At 41.0% G+C, this 24,208-nt stretch carries 28 protein-coding genes; 13 read left to right on the forward strand and 15 right to left on the reverse strand.

What is annotated here, in order from left to right; translation table 11 throughout:
- The first annotated feature begins 103 nt into the window (after window positions 1–103).
- Window positions 104–1,444, forward strand: coding sequence for a metalloprotease PmbA (gene pmbA, locus M1F14_RS07035; RefSeq protein ID WP_181468756.1), 1,341 nt, complete (start codon window positions 104–106; stop codon window positions 1,442–1,444).
- A 339-nt stretch (window positions 1,445–1,783) separates the two neighbouring features.
- Here the strand turns inward: pmbA and rnk are convergent, their stop codons facing one another.
- From rnk to kdsD, 11 genes are all read right to left on the reverse strand, one after another.
- Entirely contained in the window at window positions 1,784–2,194 is a 411-nt protein-coding gene (gene rnk, locus M1F14_RS07040; protein WP_042846235.1) for a nucleoside diphosphate kinase regulator, read from the reverse strand.
- A 199-nt stretch (window positions 2,195–2,393) separates the two neighbouring features.
- The gene (gene npr, locus M1F14_RS07045; RefSeq protein WP_042846234.1) at window positions 2,394–2,666 is read right to left on the reverse strand and encodes a PTS phosphocarrier protein NPr; all 273 of its coding nucleotides are present in this window, start codon (window positions 2,664–2,666) and stop codon (window positions 2,394–2,396) included.
- Entirely contained in the window at window positions 2,667–3,518 is an 852-nt protein-coding gene (gene rapZ, locus M1F14_RS07050) for an RNase adapter RapZ (RefSeq protein WP_042846233.1), read from the reverse strand.
- 117 nt (window positions 3,519–3,635) lie between these two features.
- Complete coding sequence (gene ptsN / locus M1F14_RS07055; protein ID WP_042846232.1) at window positions 3,636–4,103, reverse strand: PTS IIA-like nitrogen regulatory protein PtsN; 468 nt, start codon at window positions 4,101–4,103, stop codon at window positions 3,636–3,638.
- Window positions 4,104–4,196: 93 nt separating this feature from the next.
- Window positions 4,197–4,484: a ribosome hibernation promoting factor gene (hpf, locus tag M1F14_RS07060; RefSeq protein ID WP_042846231.1), complete on the reverse strand. Its 288-nt coding sequence runs from the start codon at window positions 4,482–4,484 to the stop codon at window positions 4,197–4,199.
- Window positions 4,485–4,506: 22 nt separating this feature from the next.
- A complete protein-coding gene (rpoN, locus tag M1F14_RS07065; RefSeq protein ID WP_042846229.1) occupies window positions 4,507–5,952 on the reverse strand; it encodes an RNA polymerase factor sigma-54 in 1,446 nt (481 codons plus the stop codon).
- Window positions 5,953–5,995: 43 nt separating this feature from the next.
- On the reverse strand, window positions 5,996–6,721 hold the full coding sequence (gene lptB, locus M1F14_RS07070) for an LPS export ABC transporter ATP-binding protein (protein WP_042846227.1): 726 nt from the start codon (window positions 6,719–6,721) through the stop codon (window positions 5,996–5,998).
- A gap of 5 nt (window positions 6,722–6,726) precedes the next feature.
- Window positions 6,727–7,290 carry a lipopolysaccharide ABC transporter substrate-binding protein LptA gene (gene lptA, locus M1F14_RS07075; RefSeq protein WP_042846225.1) on the reverse strand — a complete coding sequence of 188 codons (564 nt, stop codon included), beginning with the start codon at window positions 7,288–7,290 and terminating at the stop codon, window positions 6,727–6,729.
- 1 nt (window position 7,291) lies between these two features.
- Complete coding sequence (gene lptC / locus M1F14_RS07080; RefSeq protein ID WP_042846223.1) at window positions 7,292–7,867, reverse strand: LPS export ABC transporter periplasmic protein LptC; 576 nt, start codon at window positions 7,865–7,867, stop codon at window positions 7,292–7,294.
- Between the two features lie 16 nt (window positions 7,868–7,883).
- Window positions 7,884–8,444: a 3-deoxy-manno-octulosonate-8-phosphatase KdsC gene (gene kdsC, locus M1F14_RS07085; protein WP_048606186.1), complete on the reverse strand. Its 561-nt coding sequence runs from the start codon at window positions 8,442–8,444 to the stop codon at window positions 7,884–7,886.
- 14 nt (window positions 8,445–8,458) lie between these two features.
- Window positions 8,459–9,427, reverse strand: a complete 969-nt coding sequence (gene kdsD, locus M1F14_RS07090; RefSeq protein WP_042846220.1) for an arabinose-5-phosphate isomerase KdsD — start codon at window positions 9,425–9,427, stop codon at window positions 8,459–8,461.
- A gap of 477 nt (window positions 9,428–9,904) precedes the next feature.
- On the opposite strand from kdsD, the gene mlaF reads away from it, so the two are divergent.
- The 7 genes from mlaF to murA all read left to right on the forward strand — a co-directional run bounded on the left by mlaF (window position 9,905) and on the right by murA (window position 14,743).
- On the forward strand, window positions 9,905–10,708 hold the full coding sequence (mlaF, locus tag M1F14_RS07095; protein WP_042846218.1) for a phospholipid ABC transporter ATP-binding protein MlaF: 804 nt from the start codon (window positions 9,905–9,907) through the stop codon (window positions 10,706–10,708).
- A gap of 6 nt (window positions 10,709–10,714) precedes the next feature.
- Window positions 10,715–11,497 (forward strand): lipid asymmetry maintenance ABC transporter permease subunit MlaE, encoded by a 783-nt coding sequence (mlaE, locus tag M1F14_RS07100; protein ID WP_042846216.1) that lies wholly within the window; start codon window positions 10,715–10,717, stop codon window positions 11,495–11,497.
- A gap of 3 nt (window positions 11,498–11,500) precedes the next feature.
- Window positions 11,501–11,998, forward strand: a complete 498-nt coding sequence (gene mlaD, locus M1F14_RS07105; protein ID WP_042846214.1) for an outer membrane lipid asymmetry maintenance protein MlaD — start codon at window positions 11,501–11,503, stop codon at window positions 11,996–11,998.
- A 35-nt stretch (window positions 11,999–12,033) separates the two neighbouring features.
- Complete coding sequence (gene mlaC, locus M1F14_RS07110) at window positions 12,034–12,663, forward strand: phospholipid-binding protein MlaC (RefSeq protein ID WP_042846213.1); 630 nt, start codon at window positions 12,034–12,036, stop codon at window positions 12,661–12,663.
- A gap of 1 nt (window position 12,664) precedes the next feature.
- Window positions 12,665–12,955: a lipid asymmetry maintenance protein MlaB gene (gene mlaB / locus M1F14_RS07115; protein WP_042846211.1), complete on the forward strand. Its 291-nt coding sequence runs from the start codon at window positions 12,665–12,667 to the stop codon at window positions 12,953–12,955.
- Window positions 12,956–13,173: 218 nt separating this feature from the next.
- Window positions 13,174–13,428 carry a BolA family iron metabolism protein IbaG gene (ibaG, locus tag M1F14_RS07120; RefSeq protein WP_042846210.1) on the forward strand — a complete coding sequence of 85 codons (255 nt, stop codon included), beginning with the start codon at window positions 13,174–13,176 and terminating at the stop codon, window positions 13,426–13,428.
- Window positions 13,429–13,480: 52 nt separating this feature from the next.
- Complete coding sequence (murA, locus tag M1F14_RS07125; RefSeq protein WP_042846209.1) at window positions 13,481–14,743, forward strand: UDP-N-acetylglucosamine 1-carboxyvinyltransferase; 1,263 nt, start codon at window positions 13,481–13,483, stop codon at window positions 14,741–14,743.
- 107 nt (window positions 14,744–14,850) lie between these two features.
- Here the strand turns inward: murA and degS are convergent, their stop codons facing one another.
- The 3 genes from degS to zapG all read right to left on the reverse strand — a co-directional run bounded on the left by degS (window position 14,851) and on the right by zapG (window position 18,204).
- Window positions 14,851–15,915, reverse strand: coding sequence for an outer membrane-stress sensor serine endopeptidase DegS (gene degS, locus M1F14_RS07130; protein ID WP_042846208.1), 1,065 nt, complete (start codon window positions 15,913–15,915; stop codon window positions 14,851–14,853).
- A 116-nt stretch (window positions 15,916–16,031) separates the two neighbouring features.
- Window positions 16,032–17,426, reverse strand: coding sequence for a Do family serine endopeptidase (locus M1F14_RS07135; protein ID WP_042846207.1), 1,395 nt, complete (start codon window positions 17,424–17,426; stop codon window positions 16,032–16,034).
- A 373-nt stretch (window positions 17,427–17,799) separates the two neighbouring features.
- The gene (zapG, locus tag M1F14_RS07140; protein ID WP_042846206.1) at window positions 17,800–18,204 is read right to left on the reverse strand and encodes a Z-ring associated protein ZapG; all 405 of its coding nucleotides are present in this window, start codon (window positions 18,202–18,204) and stop codon (window positions 17,800–17,802) included.
- 341 nt (window positions 18,205–18,545) lie between these two features.
- Between zapG and zapE the strand changes: the two genes are divergently transcribed.
- The 5 genes from zapE (at window position 18,546) to sspB (ending at window position 22,520) form a co-directional block, all read left to right on the forward strand.
- Window positions 18,546–19,676, forward strand: a complete 1,131-nt coding sequence (zapE, locus tag M1F14_RS07145) for a cell division protein ZapE (protein ID WP_181469350.1) — start codon at window positions 18,546–18,548, stop codon at window positions 19,674–19,676.
- A gap of 321 nt (window positions 19,677–19,997) precedes the next feature.
- Window positions 19,998–20,426 (forward strand): 50S ribosomal protein L13, encoded by a 429-nt coding sequence (gene rplM, locus M1F14_RS07150; RefSeq protein WP_004258237.1) that lies wholly within the window; start codon window positions 19,998–20,000, stop codon window positions 20,424–20,426.
- A gap of 14 nt (window positions 20,427–20,440) precedes the next feature.
- The gene (gene rpsI, locus M1F14_RS07155) at window positions 20,441–20,833 is read left to right on the forward strand and encodes a 30S ribosomal protein S9 (RefSeq protein ID WP_004258235.1); all 393 of its coding nucleotides are present in this window, start codon (window positions 20,441–20,443) and stop codon (window positions 20,831–20,833) included.
- Window positions 20,834–21,369: 536 nt separating this feature from the next.
- Window positions 21,370–22,023, forward strand: a complete 654-nt coding sequence (sspA, locus tag M1F14_RS07160) for a stringent starvation protein SspA (protein ID WP_042846204.1) — start codon at window positions 21,370–21,372, stop codon at window positions 22,021–22,023.
- A gap of 5 nt (window positions 22,024–22,028) precedes the next feature.
- The gene (gene sspB, locus M1F14_RS07165) at window positions 22,029–22,520 is read left to right on the forward strand and encodes a ClpXP protease specificity-enhancing factor (protein WP_042846406.1); all 492 of its coding nucleotides are present in this window, start codon (window positions 22,029–22,031) and stop codon (window positions 22,518–22,520) included.
- 99 nt (window positions 22,521–22,619) lie between these two features.
- Here the strand turns inward: sspB and M1F14_RS07170 are convergent, their stop codons facing one another.
- The gene (locus M1F14_RS07170) at window positions 22,620–24,026 is read right to left on the reverse strand and encodes an FAD-dependent oxidoreductase (protein ID WP_042846203.1); all 1,407 of its coding nucleotides are present in this window, start codon (window positions 24,024–24,026) and stop codon (window positions 22,620–22,622) included.
- Window positions 24,027–24,208: the final 182 nt, after the last annotated feature.

Below are 24,208 nucleotides of genomic sequence, written 5' to 3' on the forward strand. Positions count from 1 at the left end.
TTTGACTATTATCTATTGTAACTGGGAAAACCCCTTTATGACTACCTAGCATTTGCTTGTTAGGGTAGAAAATCACTTTTCCCCACATTATTGGATTAATTGCATGAGTATAACTGAACAAGTCACTGAACAACGTAAAAAACTCGAAGAAGCGGTCGCACGCGCATTAGAATTTGCACAAACACGTTGCGATGCTGCTGAAGTGGCAGTGAATAAAAGTACAGGGATCAGTGTAAGCACTCGTCAAGGTGAAGTTGAAAATGTTGAATTTAACAGTGATGGCGCATTAGGGATCACCGTTTATCATCAACAATGCAAAGGGAGCGCGTCTTCAACCGATTTAAGCCCTGAAGCGATTGAGCGTACCGTACAGGCAGCAATTGATATCGCAAGTTTTACCTCGGAAGATTTATGTGCGGGGCCTGCTGAAAAGTCATTATTGGCCTTTGATGCACCTGATCTCAAGCTATTTCAAGCTACTGAATTTTCACCTGAAGAAGCTATTCGCTTAGCCTCTGTGGCAGAAATGTCAGCGCTAAATGCAGACTCGCGCATTGTAAATACCGAAGGTGGAAGTTTTAATGGTCACTACGGTGTCCGTGTATTTGGTAATTCCCATGGTATGCTGCAAAGCTATTGTTCGAGCCGTTATTCGATGTCTAGCTGTGTAATTGCGGAACAAAATGGTCAGATGGAACGGGATTACGCTTATACGATTGGCCGTAGCATAGATGCACTGCAATCCCCTGAATGGGTAGGTCAAGAATGCGCCCGTCGCACATTGTCACGTTTATCACCAAGAAAATTACCAACAATGAAGGCTCCCGTGATTTTTGCTGCAGAAGTCGCCACAGGGTTATTTGGTCACCTCGTTGGGGCGATTAGTGGCAGTAGCATTTATCGTAAGTCGTCATTTTTGTTAGACAGCCTAGGAAAGCAGATTCTGCCTAGTTGGTTAACCATTAATGAGCAGCCGCATTTAATTGGTGGGTTAGCCTCTTCGCCATTTGATAGTGAAGGGGTACGCACCGTTGAGCGCAATATTGTGGAAGATGGCGTTCTGCAAACTTGGTTACTGACTAGCTATTCAGCAAGAAAACTGGGCTTACAAAGTACCGGGCATGCGGGGGGAATTCATAACTGGCGCATAGCAGGGCAAGGTCTTTCTTTTGATGGGCTACTCAGGCAAATGGGGACAGGCTTAATCGTGACCGAGTTAATGGGGCAAGGTGTGAGCGGCATTACCGGTGATTATTCGCGTGGTGCTTCAGGTTTTTGGGTAGAAAATGGGGAAATCCAATATCCTGTAAGCGAGATCACTATCGCCGGTAATCTAAAAGATATGTGGGCAAATATGGTGACTATTGCGGATGATATCGAAACTCGTAGCAATATTCAGTGTGGTTCAGTCTTGATCCCCGAAATGAGCATTGCTGGGGAGTAACACGCCTCTTATTACTAACGGTTTGACAATAAAACGCCTAATATATTTTATTAGGCGTTTTATTTTAGTATAAAGAATTCTGTTAATTAGTTGATTTTAAATTTATTATTTGAATAGCATCAGCGTGTCATATTGCAGTCGCTATTCTCAGCGCCTATTTTTATCACTGTTTAGCTATATAGGTTTAGTGGTTAAAGTAGGAAAGGGGGGTTACAAGTGTAACTTGCTCTGCAAAGTAGTCAGTACAAAAAAAGCACTCAGATGAGTGCTTGAATAGGTCAGAGGCTTTAGCCAACAGTGTGTTCCGCTAAACTCCCCTTAATTCTATTGCCATAAACATTAACGATGAAATTCACCGGCTGCTTCTGGCTGATAAACGATTTCTAGTACTCGAACTCGGGTTTGCACGCCGTTAGGTAATTCCCAGCTGATTTCATCATTAACATGTAAACCTAACAGTGCAGCACCGATAGGCGCCATTACTGATAATTGTTCAGCGCTATCTTTTAAGGAAGCCGGGTAAACGAGTGTACGCGTATGCTCTTCATTACTGATTAAATCTAAAAAGCGAACGGTACTGTTCATTGTGACGACATCTGCTGGGATTTCTTGTGGGCTAAGAATATCCGCACGGTCAAGTTCATCATTGAGTGCTTCTGCAACAGGTGTGCCCGCATAAGCCGGCTGTTCCATCAGTGCATCCAAGCGTTCAGCATCTAAATCATTGATAATAATTGTTGGCTTTGTCATACCACACTCCAATAGAGACGTACAAAGCAAACACCCCCCACCCAAAAGGTAGGGGGTGTCGCTGTAAATAAATTTGTTTAAAATATTAGGCGCTATACGCTTTAAAGGGAAGAGATCGCGATCACGATCTCTAAGCCTGCCTTTGTAAAAATACGCAGATTGAAATTTTATTGTTACAGCTTAGCTTGACTATTGTTTCTCAAATTTCATCAAACCCGCTTTCGAACAGGTTAATAATTGCGGATAAAGCCTGATTTTCATCGGGGCCGCTAACCTCAATATCAATCTTACTACCTTGTTCCGAGTCTAACATCAACATCGCAATAACGCTATCGGCCTCAGCCTCAATTTGGCTATTATTACGCAAAATAACCTTTGAGTTAAATTGTTTAACTAAATCATAGAGTAACATAGCCGGCCTTGCATGCATACCGAGCCGATTTTTTAGTGTAATAGTGGCTTTTACTGCCATTTATTTACGTTTTTCCAGTGTTCTGTGGCGAGATTGTACATTTTTGCCACGGGAACGGAAATAATCGGCAAGTTGCTCTGCAACATAAACAGAACGGTGCTTACCGCCCGTACAGCCAATCGCCACGGTCAAATAACTGCGGTTATTGGTTTCGAGCATAGGTAACCATAACTCCAAGTAGCTACGAGTCTGATAAATAAAGTTATGCACTTCAGTATGCCTATCTAAAAATGCGGCAACAGGGCGGTCAAGACCTGTCATTGGGCGCAATTTGGGGTCCCAGTGTGGGTTTGGTAAAAAGCGCACGTCAAACACATAGTCAGCATCGATAGGAATACCGTGCTTGAAGCCAAAAGACTCAAACACCATGGTTAGCTCACGCTCACGTTTGCCCATTAAACGTGTTCTTAGCATCTCAGCTAACTCATGAACTGACATCTCAGAGGTATCAATAACTAAGTCTGCACGAGAGCGCAGTGGCTCTAGCAATTCATTTTCTTCATCTATCGCGCTTTCAAGAGAAAGGTTTTTACTCGAAAGAGGATGCAACCTGCGAGTATCACTGTAACGGCGAATAAGGGTGTTGCGATCGGCATCCAGAAACAATAGCTGAGGAGAGAAGCTTGATGGTAGTTTATCAATAGCCTCTTCGAAGATTTCTGGATTGTCGGGCATATTACGCACGTCAATGCTCACTGCTGCTGAAATATTACGATCAGCCAATGAATTAGCTAGCTCCGGTAGTAATACAACCGGTAGGTTATCCACACAATAGAAACCCATATCTTCCAGCGCACGTAAGGCAACGGATTTTCCCGAACCGGAACGGCCGCTGACAATCATCAGCACCATGAGCTTACTCCCTTTTGTTTCCTAATGATGTGTTTCTTGATAAGCGGTATCTTGCCATTTCTACATTAGAAATCATAATAATATCATTTAGCTATGACAAGAAACATAATTTATCATTTACTCTATAATTATACTGTATAGCTCATCATCGCTTTGTGCGCTGCGTAAGCGCTTGCACAATGTTTTATCTGCTAGTTTTTTAGCGATAAGTGACAATGTATGTAGGTGCGTTTTACATTGGTCAGATGGCACCAGTAACGCGAAAAGCAGGTCTACAGGCTGATTATCAATTGCATCAAAAGCAATTGGTTCCTCTAAGTGTAAAAATACACCGACAGCGCGTGCGCTATCACCTTCGCTTAGCTTTCCATGAGGAATGGCAATTCCACCGCCAATACCTGTCGTACCTACTTTTTCTCTGGTTAATAATGCTTCAAATACCGTATTTTCAGGTAATTCCAATTCAACGGCAGCCAGCTCACTAATAATTTCTAAGGCTCTTTTTTTACTCGTGCACACAACATTATTACGTGTACAGGCTGATGATAAAACAACGCTTAACTGGATTTCTATATCACTATTCATTTTATTGTTCACTTAGGACTACAAAACCAGATGGTGTATGCCACCATCTGGTTCGAAACATTCATCGGCTCAGTTGCTAGCCGGATAAATGTATTAGTGTTGTCTCAGTTTTTCTTTGTGCTTAGTTAATTGGCGCGACAGTTTATCGACAAGTAAGTCGATAGCTGCGTACATGTCGTTTTCTTCCGCTGATGCATGGAGATCCGCTCCATTGACTTGCACGGTTGCTTCAGCAATTTGCTGAACCTTTTCAACTTTCAAGACAACTTGGATACTATTAATACGATCAAACAATTGCTCTAATTTTTTGAGTTTTTTCTCAACAGTTTCGCGCAATGCTGGAGTAACTTCAATATTGTGTCCAGTAATCTGAAATTCCATACAACCTTCCTTATTTTATCAATTAAACCAGTTGTTTACGCTGGTTTGAGGGCGGAATAGATAACGATTCACGATACTTAGCGACAGTTCTGCGAGCCACTTGAATGCCTTGTTCGGCCAGCATACTCGTCAATTTACTGTCACTCAATGGTTTTGCAGGGTTTTCTGCAGCAACCAATTTTTTCACCAACGCTCGAATTGCGGTTGAGGAGGCTTCGCCACCTGTATCCGTACTGACATGGCTGGAGAAAAAATATTTCAACTCAAAAATGCCTCGCGGGCTATGGAGAAACTTTTGAGTTGTCACTCGAGAGATGGTTGATTCGTGCATATCGACCTGATAGGCAATATCAGCCAATATCATTGGTTTCATATACTCTTCACCCAGCTCAAAGAATTCTTGTTGCTGTTCCACAATACAAGTCGCCACTTTTAATAGTGTTTCATGACGGCTTTCTAGGCTTTTTATTAACCATTTTGCTTCTTGAAGATGGCTACGAATATATTGTGTGTCACCCTCATTCGCTGAATTATTAGCCATAGAAGCATAATGATTATTAATACTCAGTTTAGGGATGCTATCTGTATTTAGCTCAACTTGCCAGTGTCCTGCTATTTTTTTCACTAAAACATCAGGAATTACGTATTCTGATTCCCCAGTATTAATGGATTGGCCTGGTTTAGGGTTAAGCGTTAAGATCAAATCGATGGCGGTTTTTAACGCATCTTCTTTTAGACGCGTTAATTTACTGAGTTGCCTAAAGTCACGATTTGCAAGCAAATCAATGTGGTTGCTAATAATTAGTTTGGCTTCTTGTAGCCCGTTGGTTTCTTTGGGGTATAACGAAAGCTGAATCAGTAAACATTCTTTTAAATCTTGAGCGGCGACGCCTAATGGGTCGAAATGTTGAATTCGTTTTAAAACAGCGACAACTTCTTCTAAGCTAATTTCAGGGTTAGCAATTCCTTCATGTATATCAGAAATTGTAGTGGTGAGATAACCTGAATCATCAATTGAATCAATAATTGAGGTGGCTATCGCACGGTCTGTATCAGTAAAGGGCGTCAGCTCAGACTGCCATATTAGGTAATCTTGTAAAGTCTGTGTGGTTTCACCTTGATAAACGGGTAATTCATCATAACTGTAATCATTAGTGGTGCCTGAAGGCGTACCCGCTGTGTAGATTTCATCCCAATCAGCATCCAAAGGAAGCTCATTAGGCATGTCTTGGTTTTCAAGTGCGTCTTTGGTATCAAGTTCACTGCTGTCAGTATTATCACTCAGAGATTCAATAGATTCGGTTTCAGAATTTAATTCTTCTTGTTCAAGAAGCGGGTTAGTTTCTAACGCTAGTTGGATTTCTTGTTGCAGCTCAAGTGTAGACAGTTGCAACAGGCGAATAGCCTGCTGCAATTGGGGTGTCATTGCAAGTTGTTGACTAACTCTAAGCTGCAAACTTTGCTTCATGAAAGTGTTTTATTCTCCTTGAAAAAGAAAGCTGACACGTAATTTATAACCGGAAACCTTCACCTAAGTATACCCGTTTCACTTGTTCATTTTCTAAGATCATGGTTGGCGTACCATGAGCAATCAGGTGCCCTTGGCTCACAATGTAAGCTCTTTCGCAGACATCTAATGTTTCGCGTACGTTATGGTCTGTAATTAGAACGCCAAGGCCATAATCCCTTAAGTGCTGAATAATCTTTTTGATATCGAGCACTGAAATTGGGTCAACCCCAGCGAAGGGCTCATCTAATAAAATAAATTTGGGGTTCGCTGCCAGTGCACGCGCTATTTCTACACGACGGCGCTCACCTCCTGATAGAGACTGCCCTAGGCTGTCACGAAGATGGGTGATACTGAATTCTTCCATCAGTTCTTCAGCACGCTGTTTGCGTTGCTGTGAATTCAAATCTTCGCGGATCTCTAATACAGCCATCAGGTTATCATAAACGCTTAGGCGACGGAAAATAGAGGCTTCCTGAGGAAGGTAGCCAATACCGCGACGCGCACGTTCATGTAGCGGTAGGAGGCTGATGTCTTCGCCATCAATCAAAATTTTGCCTGCATCCCGCTGAACAATGCCGACCACCATATAAAAGGTTGTTGTTTTACCAGCACCATTTGGCCCTAGTAAGCCAACAATTTCGCCTGATTTAACTTCAAGGCTTACATCTTCAACAACCTTGCGTTTTTTATAGGCTTTTGCCAGATTTTCCGCGGTTAGTGTCGCCATAACGATTATTTACTCTTACTCGTAGTTGCTGATGAATTTTTCGCCGCTGGGCCTTTTTCTTGCAATTGTGCTGGGAGTAACACGGTTGTTACGCGTTTGCCCTTATCACTAAATGCTTCCATTTGTTGCGTCGGCACCAAATAGGTGATTTTATCACCTTGGATATTGCTATCTAACTGCTCGAGGTATGCATTACCCGTTAGTGTAACGAGCTGCTTATCAACCTCATAGCGTGCCTTACTTGCATGCCCTTTAATTGGTTTACCATCATCTTGTAATTGATAAAACGTGACTGGGCTACCAAATGCTTCAACAATTATTTTATCAGAGTCACTGCTTGGACGAGTCACAACCACTTTATTGGCTCGAATATCAATTGAGCCTTGTTTAATGATCACGTCATCTGTAAAGGTGGTGACGTTTTTTTCTAAATCAAGAGATTGTTTGACCGAATTAATCGTCATTGGCTGCTGTGTATCGCTTTTCAGTGCTACCGCAGGTAGGCTAAGAGCTAACATTGCACTGGCAACAGCCCCTTGAATAAAACGCTTCTTAGTTACTTGATTCATTTTAATGCTCTTCTGGTTGTAACACATAATGAGTTTTTACATCTTCGATTAATTCTGCCGTTCTTGTACGAAGGTTCCCCTTCATTTTCAAGCCCGTTGAATTTAGACCGTGTCCAATAATGGTCACTTTATCGTCAGATGAAACGTCTTGTGTTGTCAAATTGACAACTGCACTTTCAGTTGTAATTCGTTGTATCTGTGACTCTTTAGTTAAGCTATCGACCTGAACATCACTATATAGATAGAGAATTCTATCGTTTGTTAATCTGGCTTTGAAGGCTTTGACCGTCCATGTAGGCTGACCAGCCTCGTTATAAGTGGTTAAAACAGGTTTTGAAAACCAAGTGATTTTCCCTTCAGTGTAGTTATCTATTTTATCTGATACGAGCTTATAAGCTAAATTTCCCGCTGGATTATAGACAAAAGTCACCGAATCATCAGTTTGATAATTAGGTTGCCCATCATTAATTACTTTATCCTCTGGGTTAATAGCATCATTACCGGCTAAGTTCCAGCCAATAAGCCCTAATGCAATCAAGGATAAAATAATGATTAACCACTTCTTCGCATTGCTCATGAATTTAATCTATTCGTTATATTGATAAACCTTTCGCTTCTTCTAATTTACCTTGAGAAAGAAGAATAAGGTCACAAAGTTCGCGGACTGCACCTTTGCCACCACCAAGTCGGGTGATGTAATCAGCTTTTGGCAGTAACAACGGATGTGCATCCGCTACGGCGACAGATAAGCCTACTTTTGCCATAACTGGCCAGTCGATCAGATCGTCCCCAATATAAGCTATTTGTTCATCTGATAGTTGTAGTGTATCTAACAGTTGCTGATACGCCAAAAGCTTATCGCTTTGCCCTTGGTAAAGATATGTAATGCCTAGTGTTTGTGCTCTATCTTCAAGGAGTTTGGCTTTTCTACCTGTGATAATGGCAACTTCAATATTTGATGTTAATAGGCAGCGGATACCATAGCCATCACGAACATTAAAAGCTTTAAGCTCTTCGCCATTATTTCCCATATAAATCAAACCATCAGACATTACACCATCCACATCGCAGATCAGTAATTTCACTTTTGCTGCTTTTGTGAGTATGGCGTTGGCAACAGGGCCATAGCAGGTTTCTATATTTCCCGAATTCATTGTATTTCCTTATGTTATACAACACCCGCTTGAAGCAAATCATGCATATGTAGCACACCCACTAATTGATTACCATCGGCAACTAATAAAGATGTAACATGTTTAGATTGCATTAAATTAAGGGCTTCAACAGCCAACAGATTTGGAGAAACGCGGATACCTCCAGGGGTCATCAAGTCGGCAATTTTAGCATTATTTAAGTCAATACCCATATCAAATATACGGCGTAAATCCCCATCAGTGAAAATGCCTTCAATATTCATGTTGTCATCACAAATAACGGTCATTCCAAGTTTTTTGCGTGTAATTTCGACTAAAGCCTCACGCAAAGACGCGCTTTTAGGAATATGGGGGATATCATCACCCGTATTCATTAAATCACGAACTAAGAGTAAAAGTTTGCGCCCTAGTGCGCCGCCTGGGTGAGAAAGTGCAAAGTCATTAGCTGTAAAACCTCGAGCGGTTAACAAGGCTATCGCGAGTGCATCACCCATGACCAGTGTTGCAGTCGTACTCGTGGTTGGTGCAAGTCCTAGAGGGCACGCTTCTTGTGGCACTTTTATACACAAATGGACATCAGCATATTTCCCCATATTACTATCAGGGTTGTTGGTCATACAGATTAAGGGAACCTTAATTCTTTTTAAAACAGGAAGTAAAGCTAAAATCTCCCCTGATTCACCGGAGTTGGAAATAGCTAACACGACATCTTTATGGGTAATCATCCCGAGGTCACCATGGCTGGCCTCTCCGGGGTGAACAAAAAACGAAGGTGTCCCTGTACTTGCGAGTGTAGCGGCAATTTTACGGCCAATATGCCCCGATTTTCCCATCCCCATAACGACGACTTTCCCTTCACAGCCAAAAATAAGCTGGCAAGCGCGGTCAAAGTCTGTATTGATGTATTGCTCAAGGTTTTTTATACCTTCGTGTTCGATATGGAGAACTTCTTTACCTACTTTCTGAAAATCGAAGTTTGACATTTCTAGTTCCATGCGTAGCTTTTAAGTTAATCGGATAAGCGGAATTAAATTGTATAACGAATACTTAGTATCAGTAAGTATTTTGTCTGTTAAGCTATCTTTAAGGATAGTTTTGCGTCTAATTGTTATTTCATTGCGAGACGATGTTTAATTGGTATGTAAAGTGAGATCCCATAGCATCTTGGACCAAAAAAACATGGGTAAATTCGCGTATTCTTAAGTACAATAAATTACGGAATTCTAAGAGCTGTCGGCTGTTTTTACTGATAATTTTTACTGATTATAAGTAAATACTATTGTTTATAGCCTGTTTCATTTATATAAATATACAGTTGTAACACTAAAAGTCACATTTTCGACGCTATAATACTATAAATTCTATTTGGTTGTGATATTTGACGATTTTCAGTTTATCTTTCGGTAACATCTGAACGGATAAAAAATATTCAAGCACGATGTATAACGAGTTATTTAACAATGCAAGCACAGACAGACAACTTAATTGAAGTTCGGAACATGTCCTTTACTCGAGGAAGTCGGAAAATATTTGAAAATATTAACCTAACAGTTCCTCGTGGGAAAATTACGGCGATTATGGGGCCATCAGGGATCGGTAAAACCACACTGCTGCGCTTGATTGGTGGTCAATTAAGACCAAATGAAGGTGAAATTTGGTTTGATGGTGACAACATTCCTAGTTTGTCACGTTCAAAGCTGTACCAATCACGTAAAAAAATGAGCATGTTATTCCAGTCAGGTGCTTTATTTACGGATATGGACGTATTTAATAACGTCGCTTTTCCACTGCGTGAACATACTAATTTATCGGAATCTTTGATTCATACTACGGTAATGATGAAATTAGAAGCCGTCGGGTTACGTGGCGCAGCAAAGCTAATGCCGTCTGAGTTATCTGGTGGTATGGCGCGACGTGCGGCTTTAGCTCGGGCAATTGCTCTTGATCCTGATTTAATTATGTTTGATGAACCTTTTGTGGGGCAAGACCCGATAACAATGGGGGTTTTAGTCAAACTGATCGATGAGCTTAATCAAGCACTTGGGGTAACATGTGTCGTTGTATCCCATGATGTTCCAGAAGTGTTGAGCATCGCTGATAAAGCATATATTGTTGCGCAGCAGCATGTTATTGCACATGGCTCAGGGGATGAATTACGTGAAAATCGAGATCCCCGTGTGCGGCAATTCCTTGATGGTATTGCCGATGGTCCGGTACCATTCCGTTTTCCCGCCAATGATTATCTGGCTGATTTATTAGGGTAAAATAAGATGATAATAAAGGCGATCGCAGCCTTCGGACGCCGATGGATTGATATTTTTTCTGCGTTTGGTCGAGCTGGTTATATGCTGTTTCGTGCTTTACTTGGCAAACCAGAGTTTCGTAAACAGTGGCCATTATTGATGAAACAATTGTATGCCATTGGCGTACAGTCTTTACTGATAGTTGCTGTTTCAGGTTTGTTTATTGGAATGGTTCTTGGGTTACAAGGTTACCTTGTCCTGACAACATTTAGTGCAGAGGCAAGCTTAGGGATGATGGTGGCGCTTTCCCTATTACGTGAACTTGGTCCTGTTGTGACAGCTCTATTATTTGCTGGGCGGGCAGGGTCAGCATTAACGGCCGAAATTGGTCTAATGAAAGCAACTGAACAAATCTCTAGCCTTGAAATGATGGCAGTTGACCCTTTAAGGCGAGTCATTGCTCCGCGTTTTTGGGCTGGTTTTATTAGTATGCCATTGTTATCACTGATTTTTGTTGCTGTCGGTATCTTAGGCGGCGCATTGGTTGGTGTTGATTGGAAGGGTATCGATGAAGGTTTTTTCTGGGCGTCAATGCAATCCTCAATTGATTGGCGGCTAGATTTGGTTAACTGTGTGATTAAAAGCTTAGTTTTTGCTTTAACAGTAACTTGGATAGCGCTATTTAATGGCTATGATGCAATCCCCACTTCTGAAGGGATAAGTCAAGCAACAACACGAACCGTTGTGCATGCATCATTGTCTGTTTTAGGACTGGATTTCGTACTTACCGCACTGATGTTTGGGAACTAAGTCATGCAAAGTAAAAAAAGTGAAATATGGGTGGGTTGTTTTATGTTGCTGGCGATAGCCGCAATCATTTTTTTGTGTTTAAAAGTTGCTGATTTGAAGTCGATTGGGAGCCAATCTACCTACCAAATTTCTGCCTCTTTTGAAAACATTGGAGGTTTAAAAGAAGGCTCACCAATTAAAGTCGGTGGGGTGGTTATTGGTCGAGTTGCCAGTATCACTTTAGACAAAAAAAACTATATTCCCGAAGTTAAAATTGATTTATTGAGCGAGTACGACAATATTCCTGACTCTAGCTCACTTTCAATTCGTACTTCTGGGTTACTAGGGGAGCAATATATCGCAATGAATATTGGCCCAGATGATGAAGAGTTAGGTATTGCAATATTGAAAAATGGCGGGCGTCTAGAAGACACTAAGCCTGCCATGGTGCTAGAGGATCTCATCGGACAGTTCTTGTATAAGAGTGGTGATAGTCAAGGTACAGAGCCAGCGACAGAGTAATTTGAAGCTCTCTTTGAATAGTAAAGGAATTAATTATGTTTAAACGTTTAATGATGGTTGCCATGCTTGTTATTGCTCCATTTGCTATGGCGGTAGACCAAACCAACCCTTATAAATTAATGGATGAAGCGGCAGCGAAAACTTTTAATCGATTAAAAGCAGAACAGCCGAAAATTAAGCAAGATCCTGAGTATTTAAGAACGATTGTTCGTGAAGAGCTTTTGCCTTATGTTCAAATTAAATATGCGGGCGCTTTAGTGTTAGGCACCTACTATAAAGGTGCAACCCCAGCGCAGCGTGAAGCTTACTTCAAAGCATTCGAAGCTTATCTAGAACAGGTTTATGGCCAGGCATTAGCGATGTATCATGGGCAAACTTATCAGATTGCACCAGAGCAACCTATCGGGGATAAAAACATTGTTGCTATCCGTGTAACAATCGTTGACACCAATGGTCGCCCACCTGTACGTCTAGATTTCCAATGGCGTAAAAATAGTAAAACAGGTTACTGGCAAGCGTACGACATGATTGCAGAAGGTGTGAGCATGATCACCACCAAACAAAACGAATGGGGTGATATTTTACGTAAGCAAGGCGTTGATGGTCTAACAAAACAGTTAGAAGCTAGCGCAAAAGCCCCGATTACTTTAGAAGAGAAAAAGTAATATGAGCCACCCGTTAGCATGGGAACAAACAGAAATGACATTGCATCTAACGGGGACGTTAGACCGCGATTCTTTAATGGTGTTTTGGGATAAAAAGACGGTATTACTAGAAAGCATAGGTAATATCAATGTATCCGGTTTAACACATGTTGACTCTGCAGGTCTTGCGATGCTAGTTCGTTTAAAAGGCGAGTTCCAAGCTAAGAACCGCTCGCTGAGTATTACTGGTATTAGTGAGAACTTGAAAACATTGATTGAACTATATGGGGTTCAAACGGTGATTGCGAGTTAGGTTAAATGTCCTAAACTAAGTCAAGTTATGTAAAAATAAGCGCCTCTATGTGCTTTTCAGCTCGAGAGGCGTTTTCTTTGGTTTAAGTGTTAAGCTTAATCCTTTAGGATAGGGTCTTGCCTTGACTGCTCCGATTACGATGTTTTGATATAGGCAACGAAACATGGTGAGTTAGGGTAATATTATAAATCACAAATAATTAATAAAATTGAGTCATTATGGATACCAACGAAATTAAGCAAGTATTGATGGATAAGCTGTCTCTGGATGAGGCTATTGTTACTGGTGATGGCAGCCACTTTCAGGTTATTGCCGTCGGTGACATGTTTGACGGCATGAGCCGTGTTAAGCAACAGCAAGCAATTTATGCGCCTTTGATGGAGTATATTGCGGATAACCGCATTCATGCTTTATCAATTAAAGCGTACACCCCTGCGCAATGGGAGCGCGATCGTAAACTTAGTGGTCTTTGATTTAAAAGCCTAAGCGAACAGCCTGTAAAATTCGACATACGAGAACACTTGAATGGATAAGTTTTTAGTTAAAGGGCCAACCCGGTTAGAGGGTGAGGTGACTATATCTGGCGCAAAAAATGCGGCATTACCAATCTTGTTCGCTGCTTTATTGGCTGAAGAGCCAGTAGAAATTCAGAATGTCCCTCATTTAAGGGACATTGATACCACCATTAAATTACTGAATCAGCTTGGTACGAAAGTTAAGCGTAATGGTTCTGTGTATGTCGATGCTAGCACTGTGACAACTTATTGTGCACCTTATGATTTGGTTAAAACGATGCGTGCTTCTATTTGGGCATTGGCACCATTAGTCGCGCGTTTTGGTCATGGTGAAGTTTCTTTACCAGGTGGTTGTGCTATCGGTGCGCGCCCTGTTGATTTACATATCTCTGGTTTAGAACAATTAGGCGCAAATATTGTTCTAGAAGATGGTTATGTAAAAGCAACAGTAGACGGCCGTTTGAAAGGCGCATGCATTGTGATGGACAAAGTCAGTGTGGGTGCGACTGTTTCTATTATGACAGCAGCAACGTTGGCTGAAGGTACGACAACGATTGAAAATGCGGCTCGTGAGCCAGAAATTGAAGATACTGCTAATTTCCTTAATACCCTTGGTGCCAAAATTACAGGTGCAGGTACTGACCGTATTGTGATTGAGGGGGTTAAGCGCTTAGGTGGCGGTGTCTACCAAGTTCTACCTGATCGTATCGAAACAGGGACATTTTTAATCGCCGCCGCAGTTTCTCGTGGGAAAGTGATTTGTCGTAATGCACGCCCAGATACACTTGATGCTGTATTAGCTAAATTACGTGAAGCTGGTGCGAAAATCGAATTAGGGGATGACTGGATTAGCTTAGATATGGAAGGTAAACGCCCGAAAGCAGTTACTTTACGTACAGCACCACACCCAGGTTTCCCAACGGATATGCAGGCACAATTTAGTTTGCTCAACCTTGTTGCTGATGGTGCAGGGATGATCACCGAAACGATTTTTGAAAACCGTTTCATGCATATTCCAGAGTTGATCCGAATGGGCGCTCATGCTGAAATTGAAAGTAATACTGTGTTGTGCCATGGCGTTGAAAAACTGACCAGCGCCCAAGTGATGGCAACAGATTTACGCGCTTCAGCAAGTTTAGTTATTGCGGGTTGTATAGCCGAGGGGACTACGACGGTTGACCGTATCTACCATATTGACCGCGGCTATGAGCACATTGAAGATAAATTACGTGGTTTAGGTGCCGATATTCAGCGAGTACATTCTGACGATTAGTCATATTGTTAGACAGGTCGGTAGTAAACCTATTGACTTAGTTAAACCCAAAAAAAGGTTGTTCTTCGAATGGAACAACCTTTTTTATTACAAAGAGAATGAATAAATTAACCCGCTTGGCCTTCAGGGATTTCCTCAATAATAACATCAATATTTTTGACTTCGCCATCCCGTAATATTTGTACTGCGGCTTTACTTCCGGGGCGAATTTCAGCAACTAAATCCATGGTTTCTGCCGCCGAAATGGCAGGCTTACCATCAACGGATAAAACAATATCACCTTGCAAAATCCCCGCTTTGGCGGCAGGCCCATTCGGAGCCACTTGGAAAACACGTAAACCTTGTATTTGATTGATATTATTATTGTTTGACCTAATTTGTGGTAGTTCGCGGGCGGTGATCCCAATGTAACCGCGGATCACCCGACCATCACGGATTAGTTTATCCATGATTTTAGTCGCTAGTGCCGTTGGAATAGCAAAACTTAGCCCTTCAGAGCTAATACCTTGGCCTGCGGTAAATGAAAGCGTGTTAATACCAACTAATTCCCCTTCAGTATTGATTAATGCACCACCTGAGTTACCTGAATTAATTGAAGCATCAGTTTGTAGGAAGTTTTGTCGACGTGTTGAGCTTAGCCCTACACGGCCAGTTGCGCTAATAATACCTTGGGTGACGGTTTGACCAATATTATAGGGGTTACCAATAGCAAGAACGACGTCACCAACATGGGTAACACGCTTGGTGTTAATGGGGATTACAGGCAGGTTGTCTGCGTCTATCTTAAGCACAGCGAGGTCAGTTAATGAATCCGAACCGACTAACAAGGCATCAAAGATAGCGCCATCTTGTAAGGCTACAAGGATTTGGTCTGGGTTATCAACAACATGTTTATTCGTAATGATATAGCCATTTGGGCTCATGATTACGCCAGAACCGAGAGATTTTAGTTCACGACCAGATTGGGAAAAACTGCCCTTGGAACTACTATACACATACACTACAGCTGGAGCCGCACGGCGCACAGCTTTATTATAACTGACGGGTTCGCTATTTGTTTTACCATACAGTAAGTCAGCTAAGCCTTGAGGACGCAACGAAGGAACCGCAACGATAATAATCAATGCAGTTAACAGGCCAAGCATGACGGATAAAGTTAGCTTCTTAACCATAAAATATCGAACATTCAGTTATTTTTTCAACGTACCCTTGAGCATAACATAAAAAAACAGGCACAGCAGAGTGATACTGTACCTGTTTTATTGATTTTAAGATGGAGTTTAATAAATTAATTTTTCATTAATAGATACAAGGTTTCCCCATCACGCAATACTTTCATTGCCAGCACTGGTGGCTTACCGTCAATAATTTTACGGAATTGGTCAATGGTCTCCACACGTGAGTCATTGACACCAAAGATTAAGTCACCTTTCATTAGGCCAATTGCAGCCGCAGGTGATTTTGGAGCCACGCTATCTACTTGGACACCTTTGGTATTACTGATAATTGCATTAGAAATAGTTGCACCTAATAAGGATTCACTTAGTTTTTCTGCTTTAGTTGCCGTACCTTCATCGTTCTCTAATACCACTTTGACATCAATTGGTTTACCAGAGCGGATTAAGCCAATGGTAATTTCTTTACCTATTTGGCTAGTACCAATTTTAGCTCTCAACTCAGCGAAACTGTTAATACGTTTACCATCAACTGAGACTAAGACGTCACCAGATTTAATACCCGCTTTAGCCGCAGATGATTTAGGAATAACTTCACTTACAAAGGCACCGCGTTGTGCATCAATGTTAAATGCTTTTGCGATATCGGAGTTCATCTCCGTACCTTTAATTCCTAAAATACCGCGTTTAACTTCCCCATGTTTAATCAGTTGTTCACTTAGGTTTTTAGCCATATTACTTGGGATAGCAAAACCGATACCGATATTACCGCCACCAGGGGCTAATATTGCAGTATTAATACCGATTAGCTCACCATTTAGGTTAACTAATGCACCACCTGAGTTACCACGGTTAATTGAGGCATCTGTTTGGATAAAGTTTTCCAAACCTTCAAGATTTAATCCACTACGACCTAATGCTGAGATAATCCCTGAAGTTGCCGTTTGGCCTAACCCAAATGGGTTACCAACTGCGACAGCAAAATCACCAACACGTAGTTTATCTGAATCTGCAATGCTAACAGCCGTTAAGTTTTTAATATCTTTGTTATTCGTGATTTTCAGTAATGCGATATCTGTTTGTGGGTCTTTACCAATCAATTTTACCGCGATTTCACGGCCATCATTTAATTGGATTTGAATTTTGTCCGCACCATCAATTACATGGTTATTAGTTAAAATATACCCTTGTTCTGCATCAATAATTACACCGGAACCAAGCCCTTCAAATGGGCGCACGCTTTGTTGTTGTGATGGAACATTTGGGCCAAAAAAGAATTTTAGCTCTTCAGGGATTTGTTGATTTTGTACACGAGTCCCTGATACATGAATATTAACCACTGCGGGTAATACTTTTTCAAGCATTGGGGCTAGGCTTGGTAAATTTTGACTTTGTGCTGTTACGGGTAATGAAGCGGGTAATGCTGCACTGCTAACGGCAGGAATAGCGGCTAATGATAACCCTAGGCTCATTGCTACAGCGGTAAGAAAAAAGTTTTTTCTTTTCATAATTTAGTCGATTCTCTCAAAAATAATTATCAATTCACTGTGGATACATTTTTGGGGGTAACACAATGAGTTGAGATATTGGTTGGTATCAGATTCAATTTTACTGAAGACTATGACTATAGATTATGCGCAAAAGTTCCCTTTACGGGTAGCGAATATCCATTCTTTTACATCTATTTACATGCAACTTAAGTGAAACTTTAACTTCTATACAGTTGCTAAATAAATCATTAAGTTACATTTAGATGGAAATTTTGTTCAGATTTATTAAATGAGTATTTAAAAGCAGAAGATACAGGTGGAATAATAAAATTCAGTGAATGTTATAAGGAATCACCAGTAAGTGGCACTTACTGGTGATAAACGAAGAAAATTACTTTTCTTTCTCTTCAAGAGGGCGGAACAAGCCTGATGCGCCATCAGAGTAATCTCTTGGTGGCATTTTAACTGGTGCTTGGTCGTTATCTGCCTCAGATTCCGTTAAGCGATAGTTAAATGGGTTATCTTGTGCAGGCATATCAGGCATCAATTCAGACGAACTTTGTGCCATGTGTTGATACAGTTGACGGTAGTCACGCGCCATTTTATCCAATAGTTCTGCGCTGCGAGCAAAATGGCTAACAAGCTCTTTACGGTACTCTTCAAGTTCAGTGCTTTTTTTGTCTAACTCAGCTTGCGCTGTTTTTTGTTGGCGAAGTTTTGGGTTACCATAACGGACAACTAGTGCGCCGATGATAAAACCAACAATTAATCCTATTAATGCATACTCCCAGGTCATGCTGACTCCTTCATTACTTCAATGTTCACAGATTCAATGTTCGCAGAAATTAAGTGTCGTTACCGTTACTATACCTTAAATAATTCAAGTTGCATGTAAGCGTCAAGTAAAGCATTTCAACATATTGTAATTTGACAATTAAGTGATGAGAAAACCCACAAAACTTGAACTAGCTAAACTAAAGTTATTCAGAACTTAAAGGTAGAATCTTAAGTTGAATTTCCTTACTCTATATCGATTCGTTAACCGAAAGTTAAATGATAACTGAATCTGGTTATAATAAAGGCAGTGTATATCAAATAACGGTAAAAAAACCGAAATTTTTAAGGATTATTCAGTTAATGTCACCAATGAGCCCTACAATGCGTTATCAACAAGCGTTAGCTGATGGGAATTATCAGCCTGATGACGTACAAAAGCTTGCTGTCGAACGCCTAGATAAAATTTATCAGAACCTCGTTAATGCACCTTCAATTGTTCCTAGTGAAAAACCTTCTGGTTTAAAGCAACGTTTTAGCCGCTTATTAGGCAAAGCTCCGGCTACATCGATAGTGCCTGTACAAGGGTTATATATGTGGGGGGGAGTGGGCCGTGGAAAAACATGGCTAATGGATATGTTTTACGAAAGTTTACCAGGAACACGTAAACTTCGTTTGCATTTTCATCGTTTTATGAAAAAAGTACAAGAAGATTTAATGGCGTTACAGGGGCAAGAAAACCCGTTAGATATTATTGCCGATGAATTTAAAAAACACACTGACGTGTTGTGCTTTGATGAGTTTTTTGTCTCTGATATTACTGATGCAATGATTTTAGGTACTTTACTTGAGGGGTTATTTGCTCGGGGTATAACGTTAGTGGCTACCTCGAATATTATTCCTGATGATTTGTATCGTAATGGTTTGCAGCGTGCTCGTTTTTTACCTGCGATCGAGCAAATTAAAAAGTATTGCGATGTAATGAACGTCGATGCAGGGATTGACTATCGCTTACGGACTCTAACTCAAGCTCACCTATTCTTGTCGCCAATTAATAGTGAAAATCGTCAACATTTGGATGACATTTTTGTTAAATTGGCCGGGAAGCAAGGTGAACAATCACCGGTGTTAGAAGTTAATCACCGCAAAATGCAGGCGATCCGTACCGCGGAAGGGGTTTTAGCAATAGAGTTTAAGGTGCTTTGCGAAGAGCCTCGTAGCCAAAACGACTATATCTATTTATCGAACTGTTACCATACTATCTTGTTATATAATGTACCCGCCATGGGTACGAACGATGAAAACTCCGCTCGCAGGTTTTTGGCCTTAATTGATGAGTTTTATGAGCGTAAAGTTAAATTAATTATTAATGCAGCAGTACCGATGGAATCGCTTTATCAAGGGCAATTACTGGCGTTTGAATACCAACGTTGTTTGTCCCGTTTACAAGAAATGCAAAGTGAAGAATACCTTAAAATCCCACATTTGGCTTAAGTGGACAAACCCTTAAGTCGATAAACCATTGGTATTTTATCGAGCAAACGCCTTGGAATGCACAATTTAAGTACAAATTAGGGTGTTTATTCGAATAAACGTAAAAAAAATGCATTTGGGGTCGATTTTTGTTGCTGACTTCTCTATAATCTTGCGACCCCACGTTACAGCATTGTTTTTTATTTCCCAAAAAATAATGCATTAATGCCAGTTAGGCTGCTCGAAGGGGTAGGTTTACTGGACAAAGAGTCGTGTGAACCTCAGAAAGCTTATGAACATGAGTGTTCACCAACGTGTAACTTCAATATTGGGTAAGTTTTAATGAAAACTTTTACAGCTAAACCAGAGACCGTAAAACGCGACTGGTATGTTGTTGATGCAGATGGCAAAACTTTAGGCCGTCTTGCAACTGAAATTGCTAGCCGTTTACGCGGTAAGCATAAAGCGGAATACACTCCGCACGTGGATACTGGTGATTACATCATCGTTCTGAATGCAGAGAAAATTGCTGTTACCGGCAATAAACGCGAAGACAAAATCTACTATCGCCACACTGGCCATGTAGGTGGAATCAAGCAAGCAACTTTCGAAGAAATGATTGCTCGCAGTCCTGAGCGTGTGCTTGAAATCGCGGTTAAAGGCATGTTGCCAAAAGGACCTCTGGGTCGTGCAATGTACCGTAAACTGAAAGTTTACGCAGGTAATGAGCACAACCACGCGGCTCAACAACCGCAAGTTCTTGACATTTAATCGGGATTATAGCAATGGCTGAAAATCAATACTACGGCACTGGTCGCCGCAAAAGCTCATCTGCTCGTGTCTTTATTAAGCCGGGTAGCGGTAACATCACAATCAATCAACGTACACTGGAACAATACTTTGGTCGCGAAACTGCGCGCATGGTTGTTCGTCAGCCGTTAGAGCTGGTTGAAATGTTAGAAAAACTGGATCTGTACATCACTGTTAAAGGTGGTGGTATTTCAGGTCAAGCAGGCGCAATCCGTCACGGTATTACACGTGCACTGATGGCTTACGACGAGACTCTTCGTTCTGATCTGCGTAAAGCTGGTTTTGTTACCCGTGATGCGCGTTCTGTTGAACGTAAAAAAGTGGGTCTGCGCAAAGCACGTCGTCGTCCGCAGTTCTCCAAACGTTAATTTATTGCCCTTTGGGCATGAAATTAATGAAAAAACCCGCCTTTATGGCGGGTTTTTTATTGTCTGTTGTTTTTGATTAATTAATATTGGTAATACTTGATTAAATATAGCGATTAAAAAGAAATTGATATAATTTGTAGAAAAAAGAATTATTTAGTTTAGAATTTAAAATTATTATTAGTTGGGTGTTATTTAGTTCATTTATTTATTATTAAATAACCAAAGTATGGATTCAACTCCAAGGATTTAAATCCATATATAAGTATATTTTTAGTTAATAAAACTATTTTTTTTGTGATTTAACCTGTCATTGAAATATACTTATGATTTTTTCGATGCTTCCCCCCTAAGCTGTACAAAATCTGTTAGAATATGTGCCTGTTTTTTATTTCGGATTTCTCGCCTTTATTGTGCGGGAGGGTTGTGTTGGCTTTCAGTATGGATAAATGAAAGACGGACACTGGGGATTTTAAAATGGGTAATCGGTAATTAAATACTTAATTACATTTCGTCCATTTTGTATTTTGGAGGTTTTAATGGCTGTCGCTCCTAATAAACGTTCGGTAATGACATTGTTCTCTAGCCCAACTGACATTTTTAGCCATCAGGTACGTATTGTTCTGGCTGAAAAAGGAGTTAGTGTTCAAATTGAATATGTTGAACCTGGTCAGCAACATAAAGATTTGATTGACCTCAACCCATACCATAGCGTTCCAACGTTGGTTGATCGTGATCTAACGCTTTATGACCCACATATTATCATGGAATACCTTGATGAGCGTTTTCCTCATCCACCATTAATGCCTGTTTATCCAGTTGCACGTGGTACAAGCCGTCAATTAATGTATCGCATTAAAAATGACTGGTATTCATTGATGGACAAAATTGAGAAAGGCACGGCACAAGAAGCTGCAAATGCCCGCCGTCAATTATCTGAAGAGCTGATCGCAGTTTCTCCTGTTTTTGCTGAAATGGACTTCTTCATGAGCGAAGAATTTAGCATCGTCGATTGCTATTTGGCTCCATTGCTGTGGCGCTTACCTGTACTCGGTATTGAAATTAACCCATCAATCAGCAAATACTTACATTTTTATATGGATCGCGTTTTTGACCGTGACGGATTCAGCGCGTCATTGACGGATGCTGAAAAAGAAATGCGCGAGTCTAGACAGCCTATTAGAAGAGGCTAAAAATGATGGAAATGACACCAATGTCACCACGTCGTCCTTATTTGTTACGTGCCCACTACGAGTGGTTACTTGATAACGATATGACTCCGCATTTGGTGGTTGATGTCACCGTTCCCGATGTAAACGTTCCTATGGAGTTTGCTCGGGATGGGCAAATTGTTTTGAATGTAGCGCCTCGAGCCGTCGGTAATTTCGAAATCACCAACGAAGAAGTGCGTTTCAATGCCCGTTTTGGTGGTGTGCCGCGTCAAGTGTATGTTCCAATGTCAGCAATTATGGCGGTATATGCACGTGAAAATGGGGCTGGTATGATGTTTGAACCTGAGACTGCTTATGATGCAGAGTTATCCTCAGGGGTCGAAGATATTGAAGAACCAGAAGATAATATTACTTTAGTTCATGAAGCTGACCTTCCTGATGAAAGTTCGCAAGAACCATCCGGTGATGAGCCACCTAGGCCTCCGAAAGGTAGACCTGCACTAAGAGTTGTCAAATAACAGGCTTATCAGTTTTCATTACTTTAGAAATCAAGTAATAACGATCAACAGAGGGGATAATCCCTCTGTTTTTCTTTTCTTTAAAGTATTATTCGGTAATTAAACACCGAGAAAAAGCAAAATTCCTTCAGCTGCTCCGCGGCCATCAGCAATCGCAGTGACTACAAGGTCAGAACCCCTAATGGCATCTCCCCCTGCAAATATCTTTTGATTGGATGTTTGGTATGGAAAACCCGTATGATGACTAGCTAAGATATGACCGTGCTGATTATGCTTAACATCTTGCTCTGCTAACCAAGATTGAGTGTATGGGTGAAAACCAAAAGCAACAATAACCACATCAGCTTCGATAAAAGTATTTGAATTTTCAATGAGTTCTACTTGATAACGCCCATCTTTGAGTTCACCTTTTTGGGTTCGAGAAGCATAAATGCCAGTAATCTGACCATTTTCATTGGTGGCTACTTTGGTCGCTTGGGTATTAAAATAAAATTGAACACCTTCGTCTAATGCATTCGTTATTTCTTTTTGCGACCCGGGCATGCTTGCTTTATCTCTACGATAGACACAATTAACCTGTGCAGCGCCTTGACGAATAGCACTCCGAGTGCAATCCATCGCGGTATCCCCCCCACCTAAAACAACCACGCGTTTTTTATGTAAATCAATGTAGGGTTGGTCTGTAGATGCAGGTAGTGCCATTAAATGACGGGTATTCGCGATTAAATAGGGCAGAGCCTCATACACGCCTTGAATTGATTCAGTTGAGAGGTTCCCTTTAATTGACTGATAGGCACCTGTAGCAATAAAAATAGCGTCATAGGTGCTAAGAAGCGCATCTAACGAGAGGTCAACACCTATTTCAGTATTAAGCTGAAACTGTACCCCCATTTCTGCCAAAATTTCATGTCGCTGCATCATAACGTGTTTTTCTAACTTAAATGCTGGGATACCAAATGTCAGTAGTCCCCCAATCTCGGGATGTTTATCAAAAACGATAGCCTCGACACCATTACGAACAAGAACATCGGCACAAGCTAGCCCAGCGGGGCCAGCCCCGATAATAGCAACACGCTTATTGACTGGAGAAACATGAGAAAGGTCGGGGCGCCAGCCTAATGCAAAGGCAGTATCATTAATATAGCGTTCAATGTGGCCAATAGTCACTGCACCATGGTCGTCATGTAGTACACAAGCGACTTCGCATAACTTATCTTGGGGGCAAACACGACCACATATTTCGGGTAAACTATTGGTGTGATGGGACAATTCAGCGGCTTCAATGATACGCCCTTCAGCTGCAAGTTTAAGCCAACTAGAGATTGGGTTATGTAAAGGGCACTTCCATTCACAAAAAGGGCTACCACAAGACAGACAACGACTTGATTGTTGTTGAATATCAGAAACGTTATCAGGCTCATAAATTTCAACAAACTCTATTTTACGGGTTGCCAGTGCTTTTTTGTGTGGCTCGCGGCGTTGGAGGTTGAAACTGTTAGAATTCATGGTGTTCCTTAATGAACTTTGTCTGATTTCACTTGGTAAAACTTGGCGTTTTCTTTTAAGTTTATCGCCCATATTTAAAGATAAACAGCATTAATATTTTGTTTTTCAATTGATTGTGATTAAGATTTACTCAGAATGAGTTTTTACCCGAGTAGAAGCAAAGAAAATTCCTGATTGTTATT

It is taken from the genome of Providencia sp. PROV003 (assembly GCF_045040775.1).
In the GTDB taxonomy this organism is placed as follows: Bacteria; Pseudomonadota; Gammaproteobacteria; order Enterobacterales; family Enterobacteriaceae; genus Providencia; species Providencia huashanensis.